Origin of the sequence: Phenylobacterium sp. 58.2.17, from assembly GCF_026411515.1 — a bacterium.
Taxonomy (GTDB): domain Bacteria; phylum Pseudomonadota; class Alphaproteobacteria; order Caulobacterales; family Caulobacteraceae; genus Phenylobacterium.
This window is the reverse complement of the sequence record NZ_JAPMTQ010000009.1, coordinates 110,721-130,593: the sequence shown is the minus strand read 5'-3', so window position 1 is coordinate 130,593 and position 19,873 is coordinate 110,721. Positions and strand designations below refer to the sequence as shown.

General features: G+C 67.3%; 16 protein-coding genes and 1 pseudogene. 11 read left to right on the top strand and 6 right to left on the bottom strand.

From position 1 onward, the window contains the following. The 3 genes from OUA97_RS08975 to OUA97_RS08965 all read left to right on the top strand — a co-directional run. A partial coding sequence (locus tag OUA97_RS08975; RefSeq protein ID WP_267231531.1) for a TolC family protein occupies positions 1-1,183 on the top strand: 1,183 nt, incomplete at its 5' end. Further along, entirely contained in the window at positions 1,183-2,442 is a 1,260-nt protein-coding gene (locus OUA97_RS08970) for an efflux RND transporter periplasmic adaptor subunit (protein ID WP_267231530.1), read from the top strand. The genes OUA97_RS08975 and OUA97_RS08970, both read left to right, overlap by 1 nt. 15 nt (positions 2,443-2,457) lie before the next feature. After that, entirely contained in the window at positions 2,458-5,637 is a 3,180-nt protein-coding gene (locus OUA97_RS08965) for an efflux RND transporter permease subunit (RefSeq protein WP_267231529.1), read from the top strand. 351 nt (positions 5,638-5,988) lie between these two features. Here OUA97_RS08965 and OUA97_RS08960 read toward each other — a convergent pair whose 3' ends face one another. From OUA97_RS08960 to OUA97_RS08950, 3 genes are all read right to left on the bottom strand, one after another. After that, entirely contained in the window at positions 5,989-6,600 is a 612-nt protein-coding gene (locus OUA97_RS08960) for a class I SAM-dependent methyltransferase (protein ID WP_267231528.1), read from the bottom strand. A gap of 109 nt (positions 6,601-6,709) precedes the next feature. Continuing rightward, entirely contained in the window at positions 6,710-7,177 is a 468-nt protein-coding gene (locus OUA97_RS08955; protein WP_267231527.1) for an SRPBCC family protein, read from the bottom strand. Then, positions 7,174-7,497: an ArsR/SmtB family transcription factor gene (locus tag OUA97_RS08950; RefSeq protein ID WP_267231525.1), complete on the bottom strand. Its 324-nt coding sequence runs from the start codon at positions 7,495-7,497 to the stop codon at positions 7,174-7,176. The genes OUA97_RS08955 and OUA97_RS08950 overlap by 4 nt, the downstream gene beginning before the upstream one ends. Positions 7,498-7,687: 190 nt before the next feature. Between OUA97_RS08950 and OUA97_RS08945 the strand changes: the two genes are divergently transcribed. From OUA97_RS08945 to OUA97_RS08930, 5 genes are all read left to right on the top strand, one after another. Further along, positions 7,688-8,695 (top strand): helix-turn-helix domain-containing protein, encoded by a 1,008-nt coding sequence (locus OUA97_RS08945; RefSeq protein WP_267231523.1) that lies wholly within the window; start codon positions 7,688-7,690, stop codon positions 8,693-8,695. Between the two features lie 185 nt (positions 8,696-8,880). Next, complete coding sequence (locus tag OUA97_RS08940) at positions 8,881-9,567, top strand: class I SAM-dependent methyltransferase (protein WP_267231522.1); 687 nt, start codon at positions 8,881-8,883, stop codon at positions 9,565-9,567. A 255-nt stretch (positions 9,568-9,822) separates the two neighbouring features. Continuing rightward, complete coding sequence (locus tag OUA97_RS08935) at positions 9,823-11,946, top strand: heavy metal translocating P-type ATPase (protein ID WP_267231521.1); 2,124 nt, start codon at positions 9,823-9,825, stop codon at positions 11,944-11,946. Between the two features lie 21 nt (positions 11,947-11,967). Then, positions 11,968-12,330, top strand: a complete 363-nt coding sequence (locus tag OUA97_RS23430) for a DUF3703 domain-containing protein (RefSeq protein ID WP_416362419.1) — start codon at positions 11,968-11,970, stop codon at positions 12,328-12,330. Positions 12,331-13,653: 1,323 nt separating this feature from the next. Beyond that, positions 13,654-14,139: a hypothetical protein gene (locus OUA97_RS08930; protein ID WP_267231520.1), complete on the top strand. Its 486-nt coding sequence runs from the start codon at positions 13,654-13,656 to the stop codon at positions 14,137-14,139. Between the two features lie 695 nt (positions 14,140-14,834). Here OUA97_RS08930 and OUA97_RS08925 read toward each other — a convergent pair. The 3 genes and pseudogenes from OUA97_RS08925 to OUA97_RS08915 all read right to left on the bottom strand — a co-directional run bounded on the left by OUA97_RS08925 (position 14,835) and on the right by OUA97_RS08915 (position 16,926). After that, positions 14,835-15,374, bottom strand: a complete 540-nt coding sequence (locus OUA97_RS08925) for a putative immunity protein (protein WP_267231519.1) — start codon at positions 15,372-15,374, stop codon at positions 14,835-14,837. 221 nt (positions 15,375-15,595) lie between these two features. Continuing rightward, positions 15,596-16,060: pseudogene (locus OUA97_RS08920) on the bottom strand (DUF3526 domain-containing protein); the annotation flags it as partial. Positions 16,061-16,239: 179 nt separating this feature from the next. Next, complete coding sequence (locus tag OUA97_RS08915) at positions 16,240-16,926, bottom strand: TetR/AcrR family transcriptional regulator (protein ID WP_267231518.1); 687 nt, start codon at positions 16,924-16,926, stop codon at positions 16,240-16,242. Between the two features lie 81 nt (positions 16,927-17,007). Here OUA97_RS08915 and OUA97_RS08910 point away from each other — a divergent pair, with 81 nt between their 5' ends. From OUA97_RS08910 to OUA97_RS08900, 3 genes are all read left to right on the top strand, one after another. Then, positions 17,008-18,249 carry a glycosyltransferase gene (locus OUA97_RS08910; RefSeq protein WP_267231517.1) on the top strand — a complete coding sequence of 414 codons (1,242 nt, stop codon included), beginning with the start codon at positions 17,008-17,010 and terminating at the stop codon, positions 18,247-18,249. Positions 18,250-18,536: 287 nt separating this feature from the next. After that, positions 18,537-19,325, top strand: a complete 789-nt coding sequence (locus OUA97_RS08905) for an OmpA family protein (RefSeq protein WP_267231515.1) — start codon at positions 18,537-18,539, stop codon at positions 19,323-19,325. Between the two features lie 230 nt (positions 19,326-19,555). After that, positions 19,556-19,804, top strand: a complete 249-nt coding sequence (locus tag OUA97_RS08900) for a hypothetical protein (RefSeq protein ID WP_267231514.1) — start codon at positions 19,556-19,558, stop codon at positions 19,802-19,804. The last annotated feature ends 69 nt before the right edge of the window (positions 19,805-19,873 follow it).

Here is a 19,873-nt window from a genome sequence, read left to right as displayed (position 1 = left end):
CGCGCCGCTGACCCTGCCCGACGCGATCGGTCGCGCCGCCGCCTTCGATCCGTCGGCGCCCGGCGCCCAGGCTCGCCTGGAGGCTGCCCGCGCGGGCCAGCGGCAGGCCGACCTTCGCCTCAACCCAACCCTCGGGCTGGAGGTCGAGAACTTCGCCGGCTCCGGCGCCTTCTCGATGCTCGACCGCAGCGAGACGACCCTAAGCTATCAGCAAACCCTGGAGCGGGGCGGCAAGCGCGCCGCGCGGACGGGGGTGGCCGGCGCCGAGATCGAAACCGCCAGGTTGCGCCAAGAGGTGCGCCGGCTGGACCTGATCAAGGAGGTCCAGATCGCCTATGCCGAAGCGCTGGCCGCCGAGGCCGAGTTACTGATCGCCGAGGCGCGCCTGGTCGCGGCCCATAGCTCGCAGCAGGACATCGCCCGCCGTGTCCGGAGCGCCCGCGATCCGCTGTTCGCCGGCGCGAGGGCCGAAACCCTGACCGCCCAGGCCGAGATCGCCCGTGATCGCACTCGGCAGGCGGCGGTCGACGCCCGGGCCGAACTCGCCCGCTTCTGGGGCGGGACGTCTGACTTTTCCTTGGATCTGGAGCCGTTCTTCAAGGTCTCGCATCCCGAGGCCGCACCCGTCGGAGAGACCCCCGATCTCGCACTGTTGGCCGCCCAACGCCGCCTAGCCGAGGCCCGCATCCAGGTCGAACGCGCCCGCCAGGTCGCCGACCCCACCCTGCGCGCCGGGGTTCGCTATTTCGGCGACGGTTCGCAGGTGGCCTTCGTGGTCGGCGGGACCATCCCGCTGCAGCGCTACGACACCAACCAGGCCGGCGTCGAACGGGCGCAGGCCGAGCGCAACGCCGCCGACGCCGATCTCGAAGCGGCCCGGATCACGCGTGAGCGGGAGATCGCCCGGCTCACCGCGCGACTGGCAGCCTCCGCCGCCGAATCCGAACGCATCCGCGCCGAGATCGTCCCGGCCGCCATCCGCACCGTCGAACTGGTGCGCGACGGCTTCAACCGCGGCGGCTTCCAATATCTCGACGTCACCGAGGCCGAACGCGCCCTGGCCGACGCCCGCGAGCGCCGGGTCATGGTCCTGCGCCAACATCACATCGACCAGGCGGCTCTCGACCGCCTCACGGGCCGCCATGCCGGCCTCGTCACCACCCAAACTGCGGAGAGCCGCTGATGTCGCCTGCTTCTTCCCGGCGCCTCGCGCCGCTCGCCTTGATCCTCGTCGCCGGCCTGCTGGCCGGATGCGGAGCCGGTTCCGAAAAGGCCGCCCCTGAAGGCGAACACGCCGCCGAGGCCGCCGAGTACGAGCGCGGCCCGCACCGCGGCCGCATGCTCCGCGACGGCGACTTCGCACTGGAGATGACCATCTTCGAAGACGGCGTAGACCCTGAGTTCCACGTCTACGCCTACAACAAGGATAAGCCCGTCGATCCCAAGTCGATCAGCCTCAGCGTCGAGCTGGTCCGGCTCGGCGGCAAGGTCGACCGCTTCGCCTTCGCCCCGCAGCAGGACTATCTGCGCGGCGCCGGCGTCGTCGCCGAGCCGCACTCCTTCGACGTCAAGGTCAAGGCGAGCGAGGGCGGACGGACCCACGCCTGGAGCTACGCGTCCTATGAGGGCCGCACCACCTTCAGCGCCGAAGCCGCCAAAGCCGGCGGCGTAAAGACCGAGCAGGCCGGCGCAGCGGTGGTCGGCGATCTCATCGGCATGGCCGGCCGCGTCGAGGTGACGCCCGAAGGCCAGGGCGAGGTCCGCGCCTGGTATCCCGGGCGCATCATGGCGATGAGCGCCGGCCTCGGTCAGCAGGTCCGCAAGGGCCAGGTGTTGGCCCGTGTCGAGTCCAGCAACAGCCTGCAGACCTACTCGATCCCCGCGCCCATCAGCGGCGTCATCGTCCAGAAGAACGCCAATGTCGGCGACGTCGCCTATGAGCAGCCGCTCTATGTGATCGCCGACCCGACCAAGCTGCACGCGGAGTTCTTCGTCTATCCGCGCGACGCCGAGCGCATCAAGGTCGGCCAGGGAGTCGAGGTCCGCAGCCTCTCGGGGGACACCAAGACCCTGTCGCGCGTCGAGGCGATCCTGCCCACCGCCGACCTCGCCAGCCAGACCCTGATGGCCCACGTCGAGATCCCCGGCGCCCTGGCTGGCAGCTTCCGGCCCGGCATGGGCGTGGAGGGCTCGTTCCAGGTCTCGGCCCGCTCGGTCCCGCTGGCGGTTCGCACCAAAGCCCTGCAGCGCTTCCGCGACTTCACCGTGGTGTTCGCCAAGGTGGGCGACACCTACGAGGTGCGCATGCTGGAACTGGGCGCCCGCACCCCCGAATGGACCGAGGTCCTGGGCGGGCTCGAACCGGGCACGGAGTACGTCACCGACGGCGCCTACCTCATCCGCGCGGACATCGAGAAGTCCGGCGCGAGCCATGACCACTAGGCGGGGGGGAGGATCATGTCTAAGCAACCCGCCCTCCTGGAGCGGATCGTCGCCCTGTCGATCCGTTACCGCTGGATCGTACTCGCCCTGGTGCTGCTCTGCGCCGCCATCGGCGTGCTGAGCTTCCAGCGCCTGCCCATCGACGCCACCCCGGACATCACCAACGTCCAGGTGCAGATCAACACCGAAGCCCCGGGTTTCTCGCCGCTGGAGGCCGAACAGCGGATCACCTTCCCGGTGGAAACCGCCATCGCCGGCGTGCCCGGCCTGCAATACACCCGCTCGGTCTCCCGCTACGGGCTCTCCCAGGTGACCGCCGTCTTCGAAGACGGGACGGACATCTATTTCGCCCGTCAGCTGATCAATGAGCGGCTGCAGATCGCCCGCGGTCAGCTGCCGGCCGCCATCATCCCGGAGATGGGCCCCATCGCCACGGGCCTGGGCGAAATCTTCATGTACACCGTCGAGGCCAAGCCCGGCGCCAGGCGGCCCGACGGCCAGCTCTATACGCCGGAAGACCTGCGGACCCTGCAGGATTGGGTGATCCGGCCGCAGTTGCGCAACACGCCCGGCGTCACCGAGGTCAACACCATCGGCGGCTTCGAGCGGCAGTACCACGTCACCCCCTTGCCCGAACGGCTCTCGGCCTATGGCCTGACCCTGACCGAGGTGATCGGGGCGCTGGAACGAAACAACGCCAATGTCGGCGCGGGCTATGTCGAACGCTTCGGCGAGCAGTACCTCGTCCGCGTGCCGGGCCAGGCCTCGGGCGTCGAGGACCTGCGCGGCATCATCGTCTCCAACCGCGGCGGGGTTCCGATCCGGATCGCCGACGTGGCCGATGTCGGCCTCGGCGAGGAACTCCGCACCGGGGCGGCGACTGAGAACGGCCGGGAAGTCGTCCTCGGGACGGTGATCATGCTGGTGGGGGAGAACAGCCGCACCGTCGCACGCGCCGCGGCCGAGCGGCTGGAAGAGGCCGCCAAGGCCCTGCCGGCCGGCGTGACGGCGCAGGCGATCTATGACCGCACTGACCTTGTCGACCGCGCCATCCGCACGGTCGCGACGAACCTCCTCGAAGGCGCGCTGCTGGTCATCGTCGTGCTCTTCCTGCTGCTCGGCAACATCCGCGCAGCGCTGATCACCGCGGCGATTATCCCGATCTCGATGCTGATGACCATCACCGGCATGGTGCAGACCAAGGTCTCCGGCAACCTGATGAGCCTGGGGGCTCTGGACTTCGGTCTGATCGTCGACGGCGCGGTGATCATCGTCGAGAACTGCCTGCGCTGGTTCGGCGAGGCCCAGCACCGGCTGGGTCGCGTCCTGACCCGGGACGAGCGCTTCAGCCTGGCGGCCAGCGCCACCGACGAGGTGATCCGGCCCTCGATGTTCGGGGTGCTGATCATCACGCTGGTCTATGTGCCGATCTTCGCGCTCACGGGCGTCGAGGGGAAGATGTTCCACCCCATGGCCATCACCGTGGTCCTGGCCCTGACCGCGGCCCTCGTCCTCTCGCTGACCTTCGTCCCCGCCGCCGTCGCGCTCTTCGTCACCGGCAAGGTCGAGGAGAAGGAAAGCCCGCTGATGCGCGGCGCGCGCCAGGTCTACGGCCCGGCGTTGGAGCTCGCCTTGCGCTGGCGCACCGCCTTCGTGGCCGGCGCGGTCGCCCTGGTCCTGCTGGCCGGCTTCGCCGCCAGCCGCATGGGCTCGGAGTTCGTGCCGAGCCTCGACGAAGGCGATATCGCCATGCACGCACTGCGCATTCCAGGCACCAGCCTCAGTCAGGCCATCTCGATGCAGACGGCGTTGGAGGCCAAGATCAAGACGTTCCCGGAGGTCGAGCGGGTGGTGACCAAGCTCGGCACCGCCGAGGTGGCCACCGATCCGATGCCGCCTTCGGTCGCCGACACCTTCATCATGCTGAAGGACCGCAAGGACTGGCCCGATCCGCGCAAGCCTCGGGCCAAGCTGGTGGAGGAGCTGCAGGCCGCCGTCGCCCAGGTTCCGGGCAACAACTACGAGTTCACCCAGCCCATTCAGATGCGCTTCAACGAGCTGCTCTCCGGCGTCCGCGCCGATGTGGCGGTGAAGGTGTTCGGCGATGATCTGGAGCAACTCCTGGAGCTCGGTGGCGCCGTCAAAGGCGTCGTCGACGGCATCGAGGGCGCGCAGGACGTGGGCCTTGAGCAGATCACCGGCCTGCCGGTGCTGCAGGTGACCCCGGACCGCGCCGCGCTGGCGCGCCTGGGCCTCAATATCGAGGACGTCCAGGCGGTGGTCGCCACTTCGCTGGGCGGCTCAGTGGCAGGCCAGATCTTCGAGGGCGACCGGCGCTTCGACATCGTCGTGCGCCTGCCCGAGGACATCCGACGCAATGTCGATGAGATCGGCCGTTTGCGCATTCCGCTCCCGGCCGGCGGCGCGGGGCCGCGCGGCTTCGTGCCGCTCTCGGAAGTGGCCAAGGTCGAGGTCGAGATCGGCCCCAACCAGATCAGCCGCGAGAACGGCAAGCGCCGGGTCGTGGTCACCGCCAATGTCCGCGGCCGCGACCTGGGCTCCTTCATCGAGGAGGTTCGAACCAAGGTCGGCGCCGAGGTGGAGCTCCCGAGCGGCTATTGGGTGACCTACGGCGGCACCTTCGAGCAGCTGATCTCGGCGGCCAAGCGGCTGCAGCTGGTCGTCCCCGCCGTGCTGCTGCTGATCTTCGGCCTGCTCTTCGCCCTGTTCCGGTCGGTCAAGGATAGCGCCATCGTCTTCTCCGGCGTGCCCCTGGCGCTGACCGGCGGGGTGGCGGCTCTGCTGCTGCGCGGCTTGCCGCTTTCGATCTCCGCGGCCGTCGGCTTCATCGCGCTCTCGGGCGTGGCGGTGCTGAACGGGGTGGTGATGGTCAGCTTCATCCGCAACCTGCTCGCCGAGGGCAAGGGGCTGGACGAGGCGATCCGCGAGGGCGCCGTCACCCGCCTGCGGCCGGTGCTGATGACCGCCCTGGTCGCCAGCCTCGGCTTCGTGCCCATGGCCTTCAATGTCGGCGCTGGCGCGGAGGTGCAGCGTCCGCTCGCCACCGTGGTGATCGGCGGGGTGCTCTCCTCGACCTTGCTGACCCTCTTGGTGTTGCCGGCCCTCTACCGGTTGGTCCACGGGCGGTCATGGGCGCGCAAGGCGCAGGCAAGCCTCGTCCCGGACGCCGGGTAAGCCGAGCGCTGGTCTACCCGCGGAGCCCGATGCGACCTCCAGGTCGCATCGGGCGCTCGGGCCCGCCTGAACTTGGCTTGCCGTCCAAGACCCGCTCCGACAGATCCGGCCCCCGCGGCCGGGCGCGAATGACGAAGCCAGAGGCGCTCCGCTCGGGGAGGCCGTCATCCTGCTGATGGTCCGATCGTCACCTGGCTCACGGCCAGCGGGGCGCTGGAGGCGGTGCTTGACGACGCGGTCGCTCGCTGCGCGTGCGGCACGGCGTCGTCATGCCCGGTTATCGAGGTGCTGGACCCAGCCTGAGTTCGAGAACCCGTCTCGCTCAGCGCTGGTCCAGACACCTGCGCTGGGTCACTGCGAGCGTTCCAGGCGCGCGACGTGGAAGCGTTGCGTCTGGCCTCCCGGCGTCAGGTGGTCGAATTCGAAGCTCTCCACCATGGTGAAGTCAGGTCCCATCAGGGCCTGCAGGTCCTCGGGACCATAACGGCGCACCGGAAGACCCGAACAGCGTTCCGGCCCGCTTGGCGCGAAGGTGGCGATGATCGCCTGACCGCCCGGCACGAGCGCGTCCATCAGCGTCCGGCGATAGCGCGCCTGATCGCTTGCCTCCGTGAGGAAATGCAGCACGGCGCGGTCGTGCCAGACCTGATAGCTGCGGTCCGGACGCCAGGTGAGCAGGTCCGCCGCGATGCCGCGGATCGGGACCTCGGACGCCTGACGCGCAAGCCGTAGCCGGATCGCCTCGGCTGAGACGTCGAGCACCGTCACGTCGCCGTACCCGGCCGCCGCCAATCCATCGGCCAGGGGCGACAGGCCGCCCCCGATATCGATGATGGGGGCGTCGAACGCGACGCCGGCCCGGGCGATCAGCGCCAGTGAGAGATCGGCGCTCGGCTCAAACCAGCTGACCTCGGTCGCGGCCTTGGTCCCGTAGACGGTGTCCCAATGGGATCGGGTCGACATTCTGAACACCTCTGAAACGGGAACCATAGACGCGAACATGGGCCCGCACCATCGGCCCGCCCCCATACGCGCCCTCTCCGATCAGGAGCCGAATGTCGTCCGATCGGACCTAGCCGACCGCCTTGGCGAAACGCTCAAGCGTACCTTCCCAGGCCGCCGGTCCGTCGAACACCTGGCGCATCTGTTCGGCCGCCTCGCCGTAACCGGCGAGGCGATGCTCCAACTCCACGAGCGTGCCCGCGCCGTCCGGCGAGAAGCGAACCTCGACCTCGGTGATCAGCTCCGGATCGTACTGCCACTGCGCCGTGATCTGCCACGCCAGCACGAGCCGTGACGGCGGCTCCCAGGCCAACACCTGGCCCCACTGGCACTCGCTGCCGTCTTCGCCGCGCTCCATCCAGCGGCCGCCGGCCCGCGGCTCCAGAACGATCGCGGCGATCGGCGAGCGGTTGATGCTGTGCTCGGCGGGCCACCAGCGGCTCATGCCTTGGGTGAAGATCTCGAACGCCCTTGCCGGATCGGCGTTGACCCGGGTGCGTTTGCGAACCGGGGCGATCGTGATGGTCTGCTGCGTCATGGCGTATTGTCCTCCTCATGGGCCTGCCGATCGACTTCGGCGGCGTAGGCGTTCAGCGCTCCGTCCCAGAACTGGTCGAGCCAAGCGCGCAGGACGCCCAGGCCCTTGGGGTCGATGAAGTAGACACGGCGTGCGCCTTCGGCCCGATCTGCGACGAGCCCCGCCGCCTTGAGCACCTTAAGGTGCTGCGAAACCGCCGGCCGGCTGACCGGTAGGTGGTCGGAGATCACCCCAACGGCACTTGGGCCGGCCTTCAAGCTTTCGAAGATCGCCCGGCGCGTTGGGTCGGCGAGCGCGGCGAGTGCATTACCGTAAGTCATTACTTACCGTAAGTTTACACTTACCCGATGTCAATCCGTGCGACGTCCGCTCGGGGCCGCGAATGGGCTGGCGTCGCCGCGCTGACTTTGAACTATCGTCGCCGTCGCCCAACTGCGGGTCTGGAACAAGGGTTAGGCGCCAAAGGTGCAGCAAGCCCCATTTGCAGAGATTCTGATCCGAGGCGCCGCGGTGGGCGCATTCGTCCTGCTCGCCGTGGGCCTGGCCCAGGGCGGCCGAACCCCCGCGCGCCTCACGGGCGCCCTGTTCTGCATGGCCGCGGCGGCTCACACGCTCACGCAGTCGCCGGCCGCATTCGCGATCCTGGGCGCCGCCGCCGCCCCGGTCTGGATGCTGTCGGTGATGGGAGCGGGACTCTTCTGGGCGTTCGCCACCGAGCTGTTCGGCGACAACCGGCGTCCGGGGTTCGGTCGGCTGCTTCCCGCCATGGCGCTCCTCTTGATTGGGGGCCTTGCTACCCTCGCGCCGCCGCCCATCGCGCGGTGGCTGTGGCTTATCCACAATCTGGCGGGCGCGACCCTGTTGCTGCACGTGCTCGTCGTGATCTGGACCGGTTGGCGCGGCGACCTCGTCGAGGCTCGCCGGCGTCTGCGCGGTCCGCTGCTCGCCGCGGCGGCGCTGTATGCTCTGGCCGTTGTCGGCGTGCAGTCGGCTGAGCTCTTCTCCCGCCCCGCGGACCAGCTCTCCATGCTTGCAGCCGTTAGCCTGCTCTTGCTGAGTATCGCCGGCGGCGCGGTGTTCTTGCGCGCCGAGCCGCAGTTGTTCGGCCCGGCCGCGGACCGCAACGGCGCGCGGCAGATCGATCCTCGGGACCAGCCGCTGTTGGCGCGGCTTCGAGAGGCGCTGGGCGGCCAGGAACTTTGGCGCGAGGAGGGTCTGACGATCCGCGCCCTGGCCGCCAGGCTGGGGACGCCGGAGCATCACCTGCGTCGGTTGATCAACGAGGGACTCGGCTATCGCAACTTCGCCGCCTTCGTGAACGAGCGCCGGATCGCTGCCGCGAAACTGGCGTTGGCCGATCCGGCCAAAGCGCGAGCTTCGGTGGCGACCATCGCCTACGACGTCGGCTTCGGCTCGCTCGGGCCTTTCAACCGCGCCTTCCGGGAAGCCACCGGCCAGACGCCGACCGAGTGGCGCCGCGCGGCCCAGGTGGACTGGTCGATTCCCGACGCCGACTGATCCCGCAGGAGTTTTGCCGATTTCGAAACCGGCGAGACTTCGCGCAGGGCGGAGGGCGTGATCCCCGCGCCACTTGGAGCCCGCCCCATGACGTTCGATCCTCCGCTCGCCGCGGTACGCCGCCACAATTGGTCGCCCGCTGTCGAAGGTCGGGTGACGGTGCGCCACTACCCCGGTTCGGTCAGTTGCATGAGGCCGGCGGCGGCCCCGGCGCCCGGCTTGCGCGGTCATGGAGAAGCATCGTGAAGCGATCCAGCCTCATCGCTCGGCAGGGCCGTCAGCCGCACGGTCTCCTCGGCCAGATTGTCGGCCGGATCATGGCTCACGAGACAGAGGCGGCGAATCGGATCGCCCTTCAGCGCCTTGACCTGGAACCGGACGATCGGCTGCTGGAGGTGGGCTTTGGCCATGGCCGAACGCTGGCCGCCGCGGCCCTGCAGGTCACGAAGGGGCGCCTAGCGGGAATCGATCCGTCCACGGTGATGCTCGACATCGCGCGGCGGCGAAACGCCAAGGTCCTGCGGACGGATCGGATGACTTTGATCCTCGGCGCGAGCGGGCGTCTCCCGTTCGGCGATGGCAGCTTCAACAAGCTGCTCTCTGTCCACACGATCTACTTCTGGCCAAGCCCAGAGCGGGATCTGGCGGAGATCCATCGTGTTATGGAGACCGGCGGTCGGCTGGTCATCGGTTTCCGGCCTGGCGAGGACGCGGGGTTCGCTCGAGACTTTCCGCCAGAGATCTACCATATCCGCTCGATCGCTGAGGTCGAGCGGCTGGTGTCGACGGCCGGCTTCTCGGACGTCGATACGATGACCCGCCAGATGGGCGCGGGCCAGATGGCCTGGACCTGTGCGCGCAAAGCGCTCTGATCGCGGTCAGAACTGATCTGGACCGGCGACGGACAGTGATCGCACCGCGCTGGATGCCCCTTGGTCCCGCCTTCATCTCACTGTCCGGATGAAGCGGTTGTTCGCCGGTCCAGCCGACCTCAGCCTTGTGTTCAAACGTGGCTTGATCCTCTAGCGACTAGAGGCTGTACGGTCGCGGCGTAGCGTTGAGGAGAACATCCCGATGAGAACGGCCCGCCAGCGGACCGCAGCGGCGACGCGCCGTGGAGCGCCACGATGACGACCGCTCTGAAACTCCGCGTCGACGGCATGGATTGCGGCGCCTGTGCGACCAAGATCGAGAATGCGCTCAAGAGACTTCCCGGCGTGAGCGACATCGACGTCAACTATGGCCTGCAGCGGCTCACGCTGGCCTATGACGCCGACCGCACTTCGCCCTCGACGATCCGCGAGCGTATCCGGACCCTGGGCTACACACCCGGCGACGACGGGACCGCCGCCGCCGCGGTCGGAGCCCCCAGCGACGAGGTCTGGTGGCGATCGCGCAAGGCGCAACTCGCCATCGCCTCCGGGCTGGCGCTGGCCACGGCCTTCGTCATCGACCGCTTGGCGCCAGGTTGGACCGTCTGGGTCTACGCGCTGGCGACCCTGGTCGGACTGGCGCCCATCGCCCGTCGGGCGGCGGTCGGCTCCCTGTCGGGCACGCCGTTCAGCATTGAGACCCTGATGTCGGTGGCCGCCGCCGGCGCGATCGCGATCGGCGAAGCCGAGGAGGCCGCCGTCGTGGTCTTCCTGTTCGCGGTGGGTGAACTTCTTGAGGGGGTCGCCGCGTCGAAGGCGCGCGCCGGGATACGGGCGCTGGTCGACCTTGTCCCGCGCACGGCGCTTCGCGAACGCGACGGCGTCGCCGAACAGGTGGCCGCGGCCGACCTCGCTGTGGGCGATATCGTTATCGTCCGACCCGGAGACCGCGCCCCCTCCGACGGGGAAGTCATCAGCGGAACCTCCGAGGTGAACCAGGCTCCGGTCACGGGCGAGTCCGTGCCTGTCGCCAAGGGCCCAGGCGCCGAGATCTACGCCGGGACTATCAACGGCAACGGCCAACTGCGGATCGCCATCACCAAGGCGGCCGCCGACAACACGATCGCTCGCATCATCCACCTCGTCGAGGAAGCCCAGAGCGCCAGGGCGCCGATGGCCCGCTTCATCGACCGGTTCAGCGCCTGGTACACGCCGGCCGCCATGGCCGCCGCCGGCCTCATCATCGTGCTGCCGCCGCTGGTCGCCGGAGCCGAGTGGCACACGTGGATCTATCGCGGTCTGGCCGTGCTGCTCATCGCCTGTCCCTGCGCCCTAGTCATCTCTACCCCCGCGGCGATCGCGTCAGGCTTGGCGGCGGGCGCCCGCAAGGGTCTGCTCGTGAAAGGCGGCGCGGCGCTGGAGACCTTGGGCAAGGTAACGACGGTCGCCTTTGATAAGACCGGCACCCTGACCGTCGGCCGGCCTCAGGTCACCGATGTCGTCGCTTTCGACGGCGAGGAGAACGATCTGTTGGCCAAGGCGGCGGCCGTCGAGAGAGGCTCGAACCATCCGCTCGGGCTGGCGATCATCGCCAGAGCTGAGGGCCAGGGCCTCGCCATCCCCTTGGCCTATGGCGTGACCGCCACGCCGGGGAAGGCCATCACCGGCCGACTGCGCACGGGCTTCGTCTCGGTCGGCTCGCCTCGCTTCGCCGCCGAACAGGCGACCCTGACGGCCGAGCAGACCGCGGCCCTGCAAGCGCTGGAGGACGCCGGCAAGACCGTGGTCGTCGTGCTGGAGGGCAAGCGGCCGCTGGGCGCCGTGGCGTTGCGTGACGAGCCGAGGCCCGACGCGGTCGAAGGACTTGCGCAACTGCGGGCCATGGGCCTGCGAACGGTGATGCTGACCGGCGACAACGCACGTGCAGCCCGCGCCATCGGCGAGACACTGCAGATCGAGGTCGAGGCCGAGCTCCTGCCGGACGCCAAGCTCTCCCGGATCCAGGACCTGCGCGCGCACGGGCTGATCGCCATGATCGGGGACGGCATCAACGATGCGCCGGCGCTCGCCGCCGCGTCGGTAGGGGTCTCCATGGGCGGGGGCACGGATGTGGCGCTGGAAACCGCGGATGCGGCCCTGCTCAACGACAAGGTCACCGGCGTCGCCGACCTGGTTCGCCTCTCCCGCGGGACACTGCGCAACATCTGGCAGAACGTCGCCATCGCCCTGGGGCTCAAAGCAATGTTTTTGGGAACGACGATCGTCGGCGCCACGCCGCTCTGGATGGCGATCCTCGCCGATACGGGCGCGACCGTGCTGGTCACCACGAACGCGCTGCGCCTCCTGCGCTTCGAGCGCACTGCCAAGACTGGCGTCTAGAGGGAGGAGCAGGGCGTGGCGATGATCCGGACATTCGCCCGTCGGAGGGCCTACGAACTCGAGGCCTCCATGGCGAAGGCCGCCTACGTGGGCGGCGATCTACAGGAAGCGTTTCGCCGGCTGGAGCGGGCCCACATCCTTGGCCAACCGTGGGCCGGGGCCCATTCTTGGACGCATTGGATGATGCTCAAGATCGGCTGGCGCCGTCGAGACGGGCGGGAGGTGCGTGGCCAGGTCCTACGGCTTGCCGCGGGAGGCCTGCTGTCCCGGATGGGGAGGCTCCCGACGGGAAACACGGGAGGCGCCGATGTCCCGGCGGAAAGGCCGATGCCTCTGCCGGCGGACCTTGCGCCGCTCTGTCACGACGACGCGCACCAACATTAGGCGACGCCGACCGGCGGTCCTCTGGGCCGGAGCGCTCCAAGTCAATCACGCTCCAGCCACGCACTACGAGCAGTCATAGCGCTATAGCGTAGACATATTGCCCGTCTTCATCAGCGGCGGGCCGCCAGAACGTTTGTCGTTGTCCAACTTAAGAGTGGCCCGCTCACAACTTAAAAGTGGCCCGATATATCAAAACCCAATATCGGGGGACCTCCAGAGCATAGTCTTAGATCGGCGTCGGGCTATTGGCGGACGTTGAGGGGACCGCCCAACGGGTCGAGCCGGGCCGGTTGCGCTAGATTAGCGACGCCTCTGCAAGTATCTGATCCGGCGAAACAGGTTCATGTTGCGCACAGCCTGCTCCGCAGCGGCAACGTCCTGCGTGACTTGGATCACTGCAAGTTCCGTTATCGCACATGCGCAGCAAACATAGAATAGGCGGCGGGTTCGTTCGATTTGAGTTTCTTTAGTAGCACCAACTGACCGCTCCTGAACGCTGCCAAGGACGCCTTCATGGCATCGTAGATTGGAATTTCGAGAGGCTCGTCGGTCTTCTGCTGCCTCAAGCTGATGAAGCCGTCCTTTACCTAGCCGGCGGCCATAGTGCGCACATCTCCGCCCAGCGCCACGAGCTTGGTTACTCTCCACTCACTACCGGAGCATGCGAAGCTCCACCTGCGGCGCTCTCCAGCACTGCCGCGAACAAAGTTCTCTTTTTGTTCGGGACATCGTGCGCAAATTTGCGACCATTCTGTCGGGGTGAGGAACTGCGGTCAGCGCTGAGCCTCCCCTACTTCCCCCTCACATTTCGACGCGGACGGCTCGTGACCTCCGAATGGGAGCGCGCCAACGGCAGGCCCTGGCCCCGTACAGCGGACGGTCGGCGGTATGATGTCGCTCACATACGCGCCATCGCAGATGGTGGAACCAACACGCTCGACAACATTCAACCTATGGATCCCGACGAGCATCAGGCGAGTCACAAAGACGATCGCTCACGCTGGGGGAAACGCTCAAGCATAGCCCGCGCATTCGGCGGCAGGGTCGAACCGCCGACCCACGCGCCGCGGCCGCGCGGTTCCGTCGTGCGGGGCTTAGGCCTACTGGGCATCATTCCCAACATTACAGGCGTCCTAAGCGGTCGTGTCCGGACCGATACGCCTGTGCACTTCTGGAATGACCTGTTGGGCCTTTCGAGCGAGGACGACATTCCGCCGAAGGACGTTGTTGTGTAGGCATCGGCCCAGGTGAGGTAGACAAGAGTAGCGCCCCACGATCCCCTTTTGTTCTTCCCTCGTAGGCGCGACCAAGTTAGGGTCGGCCATGGATATCAGCGTCGACACATCCGGCTTTCCCTTCGGCCGCGATCTCGATTACGAGAGCGCGGCTGAAGTCGAGCGGCTCGATGCGCTGGCCGCAGAGGCACACGCCTTTATGGACCCCGACAGCTGGACGCCGCCGATTGTCGACCTCGTGCTTGCGTTTGGCGTGGCGCCGATGATCGGCCTTTTCCTGGCACGCTTCGCGCCCGGCGGAAAACCCGAGGACGCCGAGCGATGGGCGGTCGTAGGCGACCTCCCCTCCATGCACTTCGAGACTGACGACACTCCGACCCCGGCTCTGGCGCTTAAGCTCTATTGCGCGATCGCGCAGGACTGGGCCGACAATGTCCTGGCGGGGCGCGACCTCTCCGACAGCTACCCGATCGAGGTCGCACCGACAGCCGAGCACGCTGAGATGCTGCTCAGTCGCATCGCCTTCATTCGCAGCGAATTGGTCCCCCTCGCGGAACCTCGCGGTCGCGGCTAGGGCGGATCAATTCGCGTGAGACCACCCTCACCGCCAGAGATTTCGGAACGTGCAGTCGCGGCTGCCCTAGAGGAGTTGGCTGACGTGCTGACTGCGGTAAGGCTCGCCGGGGTGAGCGACGGTTCGTTCATCTTGCTGATGTCGTAGCAGTAGTCGAACGCACCGCCCGGCACGCCCGTGACACCTGAGGCCGCCTATCCCTCGGCCGCCCCCTCAGACACTGCGCCACCTCGTTCAGTTCATCGCACCGATGTCGGACGACAGGATGGTTCTCCACGGAACAATGCCGTCCAAGGTCACGCCTCGCCAGCGGATTGATCTCGCCGTACGTGATCGCGCCCAAGTTAGCGTCTAGCCCGCCGACGCCGACCGACATCCATTCACCAAAGCCTCAGCGTCGCGCAGACGCCGTCATGGCACGTCTATGGACAGGCTTAAGATGGGCACGCGCCAATTGAGACGGCCTTGGCTTGGATCGTCAAGTTGGGGGAAATTCCACCAAGTAGCGATATCAACGTCTTGGCCGGACAGCGTTAGGTAGGCCCGACATGCAACTTAAGACGCACCCATTTGGGTGGCCTTGCGCCGCTTGCGGAAGTTGGCGCGAAGCCGAGAAGCGGACACTGGTTGAGGTCCGCTAAAGGGCGCCTAAGGCTCGGCCAGCTCCGACCTTTGGCGAAGTCGCCGAGCCACTTTCACCTGAGCAAGAAATCGAGTTGACGGACTAGCTCTCCGACGCGTGCGCCCCCGGAGGGAGCGTTGGGATAGCGCTTCAGCACATCCCTTACGATAGGCGGTGCGATGGATTCTGTTTGCCTGAGGTAGCCGGCCCCGATCACGGCCTTGCCATCGGCCAGGAGTTCGAAAGCCCGCGCCGCGTACGCAGCCGCCCCGAGAATGTGTTTCACCTGAGTCGCCTTCGACAGCGGGTGCAGGAACGCCGCGCCGGCCGCCGCGACAGCGGCGAGCGCGGCATTGTCGGCGGCGCTGAGGCCTACCTCGCGAGCTTCGCGAGCGGCTCGCTGCGCCGCCCAAGCTCTATCTCGGAGCGCCTTGCTCCGCTTTGCTCCCTCGGCGAATTCGTCCGCTGCAGCTATTGCGGCTCGCGGGCGCTCGTCGCGCGGGCGGGCATGCTCGAAGATCGCCAATGCCGGCCGTGCACAAGCCGCAGCGTACCGCGTGACCTCTCGGAGCTCCCTGTCGCTGAGATCGATACTGGGGAGGACGTCGGCCATGCCGGCAACATATACGCGCGATCTCGCGCACGTCCGCTTCCTACCCGTGCCTGACGCATGGTGCGTCTGCTTTCGGGCCGTCGACCGGTCGGGCGGCCAGGGCGGGAAGCAGACTCTCGCCGCCGCTCCCCCACGCTCGTGCGGCTTCACTGATCGCCGAAGTCGTGTTGGCCCGTTCGCCCTTATGCCGATCGGGACGGAGCCGCGCGCTGCCCCGGCTCTCATCTCCGTCGCACGATCCCTCGTACCGCCACCGCGGCGCCGGCGCAGGCCAGCAAGGCGCCGGCGACCAAGGCTCCGAGTGACAGCGACGGCAGGCTGCCGGTCGCTGTCCGCGCCTCATAGTTCGGCAGGCGGTCGAAATCGGCGCGGGTGAACGGCCGATCTGTGAACAGATAGGGATAGAAGAACCGTCGCAGCCGTTCGTGGAAGGCGGCGATGCTGTCCTGGTAGGCCAGCTGCGCCACCAGATCGGTGTCGGCGATCCTGTGAAGTAGAACCTGCGCGCCGACGCTGGGCAGCATCCAGCCGACTTTCTCGCTCAGGTTCTGGCGGGCCAGAAGGTGGGCCCGATAGTCCGCAACCTGCTCGGCCACCGCCTCGTCCCCGACCTGATGCATGGCGTAGTACCACTTCCAGTGAAAGCGGCCGGTGACCGGCGTGGTGTCGCGCCATTCGGGGTGATTGGCGAAGAACTGCTAGCGCGCCAGCGTCTTCTAGCGGCGCGCGATGGGCGGTCCTGACGTGCCCCCCTGAAACGGCTCTTGTGACAAAAGAACAAGAGGGGATCGGAGGCGGCGCGCACTGCGACCCAACGTCCGCCTTCCAGCCGCAGCCGACGTTTGGATAGCCCGCTTCGATTCCTCTAGAGACTCGCCGAGTTCCCGCTAGCTTCCGCGAAGTGGATCGTACGGTCTGTAAGTCCTAGCAACCGATCTATCGCTATCCCGATCTGCGCCATGCGAGTCTGAACGAGGGCGGCGCCCGCTGCGCCCGAGACGCCTCCGTCGCTGGCGGCTGCCTCCACCAAAGCTGGGTGCATCGCGCCTTGCACAGCCAGGATCATTTCTGCGACGGCCTGGGGGTCCGCAATCCGAAAAAGCCCCTGGGTGACGCCTTCCGCCAGGACCCTGGCAAAAAGCGGCGTCATGACCTGGTTCATTGCGCGGTTGATCCGGTGGAAAAGCGCGACGTTGCCGGGGGCGAAGAGCCCCTCGTAGCTCCCGGCAAACCTCGGCCATTCGACTGCCTTGCGGCTCCGGAGCGCCTGAAAGATGCAGTTAAGCTTGTCGACGGCGTTTAGCGACGGGTCCGATGCTATGTTTGCCACGCTTGCGGCTGCGGCCTCGGCGAGCCTGACGCTGATCGCCTCCAGCACTTCCTCCTTCGAGATGAAGTGGTGATATACGGCCCCCTTCGAGACGCCAGCGGCCTGCATCAGGTCCTGAATGCTGGCCGCCTCGTAGCCCTTCGTGAAGAACAGATCTTCGGCGCAGTCCAGAAGTTGGTCGCGACGGTCCCGGCCTCGCTGCTGTTTGGTGCGTGCGCTCACGGTGTCGCCCCCGCTTGAAAACCGACCAACGGTCTGTTTATCTCGCGCCCTCGTCGCCCGCTAGGGGTGATGGGAGAGCCCATGCGTATTTCGCTCCACACCCTCGGGACCCGCGGCGACGTTCAGCCCTTCATCGCCTTGGCCTGCGCACTGAAGGCGAAGGGGCATGAGGTGCAACTCGGCGCGCCATCACAGTTCGCCCCCTTGGCTGCGGCTCGCAACATCGACTTCGCCGAACTGCCAGGCGGGTTTCTGGATCTGCTCGACAGCCCCGAGGGCAAGGCGGCGGTGGCCGCAGGACAGGGCTTCAGCGCTGGATTCAAGCTTCTGAAATACGTCGGACCGCTCATGCAGGATCTGATGCAGAGGGAGTGGGCCGTCGCCCGCGCGTTTCAGCCGGACGTCATCGTCGCCCATCCCAAGTCGATCGCGATGCCCCATATCGCCGGAGCGCTCGGTAAGCCGTTCGTACTGGCTTCGCCTATTCCTGGCTTCACGCCGACCCGTGCCTATCCCAGTCCTATGCTTCCGTTCGCCAACCTGGGGCCGCTCAATCGAGCGAGTCATGGCCTGATGACGAACAGCGCCGACGTCCTATTCGCCAAGCCCATCCGGGATTGGCGTGAACACACCCTTATGCTCCCGCCCCGCGGAAAGCCTCCGAAGCCTGCAACCACGCTGTACGCCTACAGCCGTCACCTCTTGTCTCGACCGTCCGACTTCCCGCCATCGGTCCATGTGACAGGCTTCTGGTTCCTCGACACACCGCAGTATGAACCGCCGGAGCGGCTGCGCTCTTTCCTGGAGGCAGGCGATCCGCCGGTCGCGGTGGGATTTGGTAGCCTGCCAGGTCTCGACCCAGTGCAGTTGACCACGACCGTGACTGAGGGACTGGCCCGTGCTGGGAAACGAGGGCTGCTCGTCGGAGCAGGCGGCTCCCTGGTGGATCGCGGTTTGTCAGAGACCTGCCTGTTCACCGAACAAGCGCCGTATGATTGGCTCTTCGAGCGGGTCAACTCGACCCTTCATCACGGCGGGGCTGGTACGACCGCGAGCTCGTTGCGTGCTGGAAAGCCGATAATCGCCTGCCCGTTCATGGCCGATCAGCCGTTCTGGGCTCGTCAGATCGAAAGCGTCGGTCTTGGGCCACGAGCGCTGGACCGCCGTAGGCTCACGCCGGAAAGGTTGGCGAGCGCCGTCATCGAGGCGGATCGAGCAGAGATCCAGAGCCGAGCCAAGGAGGTTGCGTGGCTAATTTCGCAAGAAGGCGGCGTCGAGGAAGCCGCCCAAATCATTAGCGAAATTCGACCTCAGCCTGTTTAGGCGACGTCGCAGCGCTGGCAGCCAGGATTGCATCGAGGTGTCCTGCGGGCTCGACTGGTCGATGTGCCCCCTGCGCCCGCTGCTCGGCCAAGCCAGCGGCTCGGGGACCGAGGCCCACCCACGCCAACCTTCTGCGCATCGGCGTCGACTACAAGTTCTGAGGGGCTGAGCGTCTGCGCTGGCTCAGGGCGACCCCCTGGCCGGCTCAGGTGTTCATCCGATGTCGCGGGCGCGAGCCTAGCGCTAGCACAGCTCCAACCTGCGCTTTGCAGGCATGGAGAAGTGCGATGATCCGCAAAGCTGCAGCTCTCATGGCAGGGGCCGCCCTGCTGGTCGCCCCAGCCGCCTCGTTCGGCCAGGCCGCCGGCCCGGAGACCTTCAATGGCATGATCGTCTCGCACAAGGACAACCGGATCGTGGTGCGCACGCCGGCCGGCGACCGACAGGTCAACCTGAGCGCCGGCACCCGCATCGAAGGCACCCAGGGCGCGGGCATCCTGCGCCGCGAGGACCGGCAGGCCAGCGACCTGATCCGCGGGCTGGCGATCGAGGTCACCGGCGTTTCCACGGGCCAGGAAGTCAGCGCCGACGCGATCACCTTCAAGACCTCCGACCTGAAGACCGCCCAGCAGATCCAGGCGGGCCTGGCCGAGACCGAGGAGACGGTCGCCCAGCAGGAGGCGCGACTCAACAACATCGGCAACCTGGTCGCCGCCGGTCGCGCTAACGTCTATTTCGGCGTCGGCAGCGCGGCCCTGACCGCCGAGGGCAAGAACGAGCTGCAGGCCATCGCCGCCAAGGCCAAGGCGATCCCCAGCGGCTACCGGCTGGCCATCGTCGGCCGCGCCGATCCCACCGGCGATGCGGCCGCCAACAAGCGCCTCAGCGCCCGCCGCGCAGCCGCCGTGAAGACCTACCTGCTTGAGAACGCCGGCGTGCTGCCGGGCCAGTTCGTGCCCTCGACCGCGCTCGGCGAGTCCTCGATCGTCGATGATCCCGATCCGCCGAAGAGCGCCAGTGAGGCGCGCCGCGTGACGGTCACCATCATGGTCAGCAAGGCCAGCGTTCCGGACTAGCCCCGCGCGCTCGGGGCGCCGACCTCGCGGCTCAGCCGCCCGGCCTCGGCGGCCAGGGCCGCGACCTGTGGCGGGTCCGCAAGCCGGACAGCTAGCGGATTCGTTCGCGGCCTACATGATCGGCGTCGGGACTGAGGCCCTGAGCATCCCGCTCGACCTGACGAATGGCCACTCCTTGACGGCAGTTGTCCGGCTTCTAAATCATGGAGCCGTTCAGCTTGGAGGTATCAATGAAAACCATTGAAATCGTCCCAGCCGAAGGTGGCTGGATGGTGCGCAGCGACGCCGTCGAGAACGATCTCTTTTTCAAGAGCGGGGCTTCCGCGGAGAGCGCTGCGATCAGGTTGGCGCAGGGCCTCGCAGAGGCCGGGGAGCACTCGGATGTTCAAATCTACCTTCGCGACGGTTCACTGGGGCGTCGTTTCACGGTGCCGTCCATCAAGAAGCTTGAAGCTGTGATGATGCGCGAAATGGCCTGACGCAAAATGTGGCCCGCTCCCGACCAAGAGGTCGCGCGTCATCTTGCGATTAGGCGTCCGGTCTTGGCG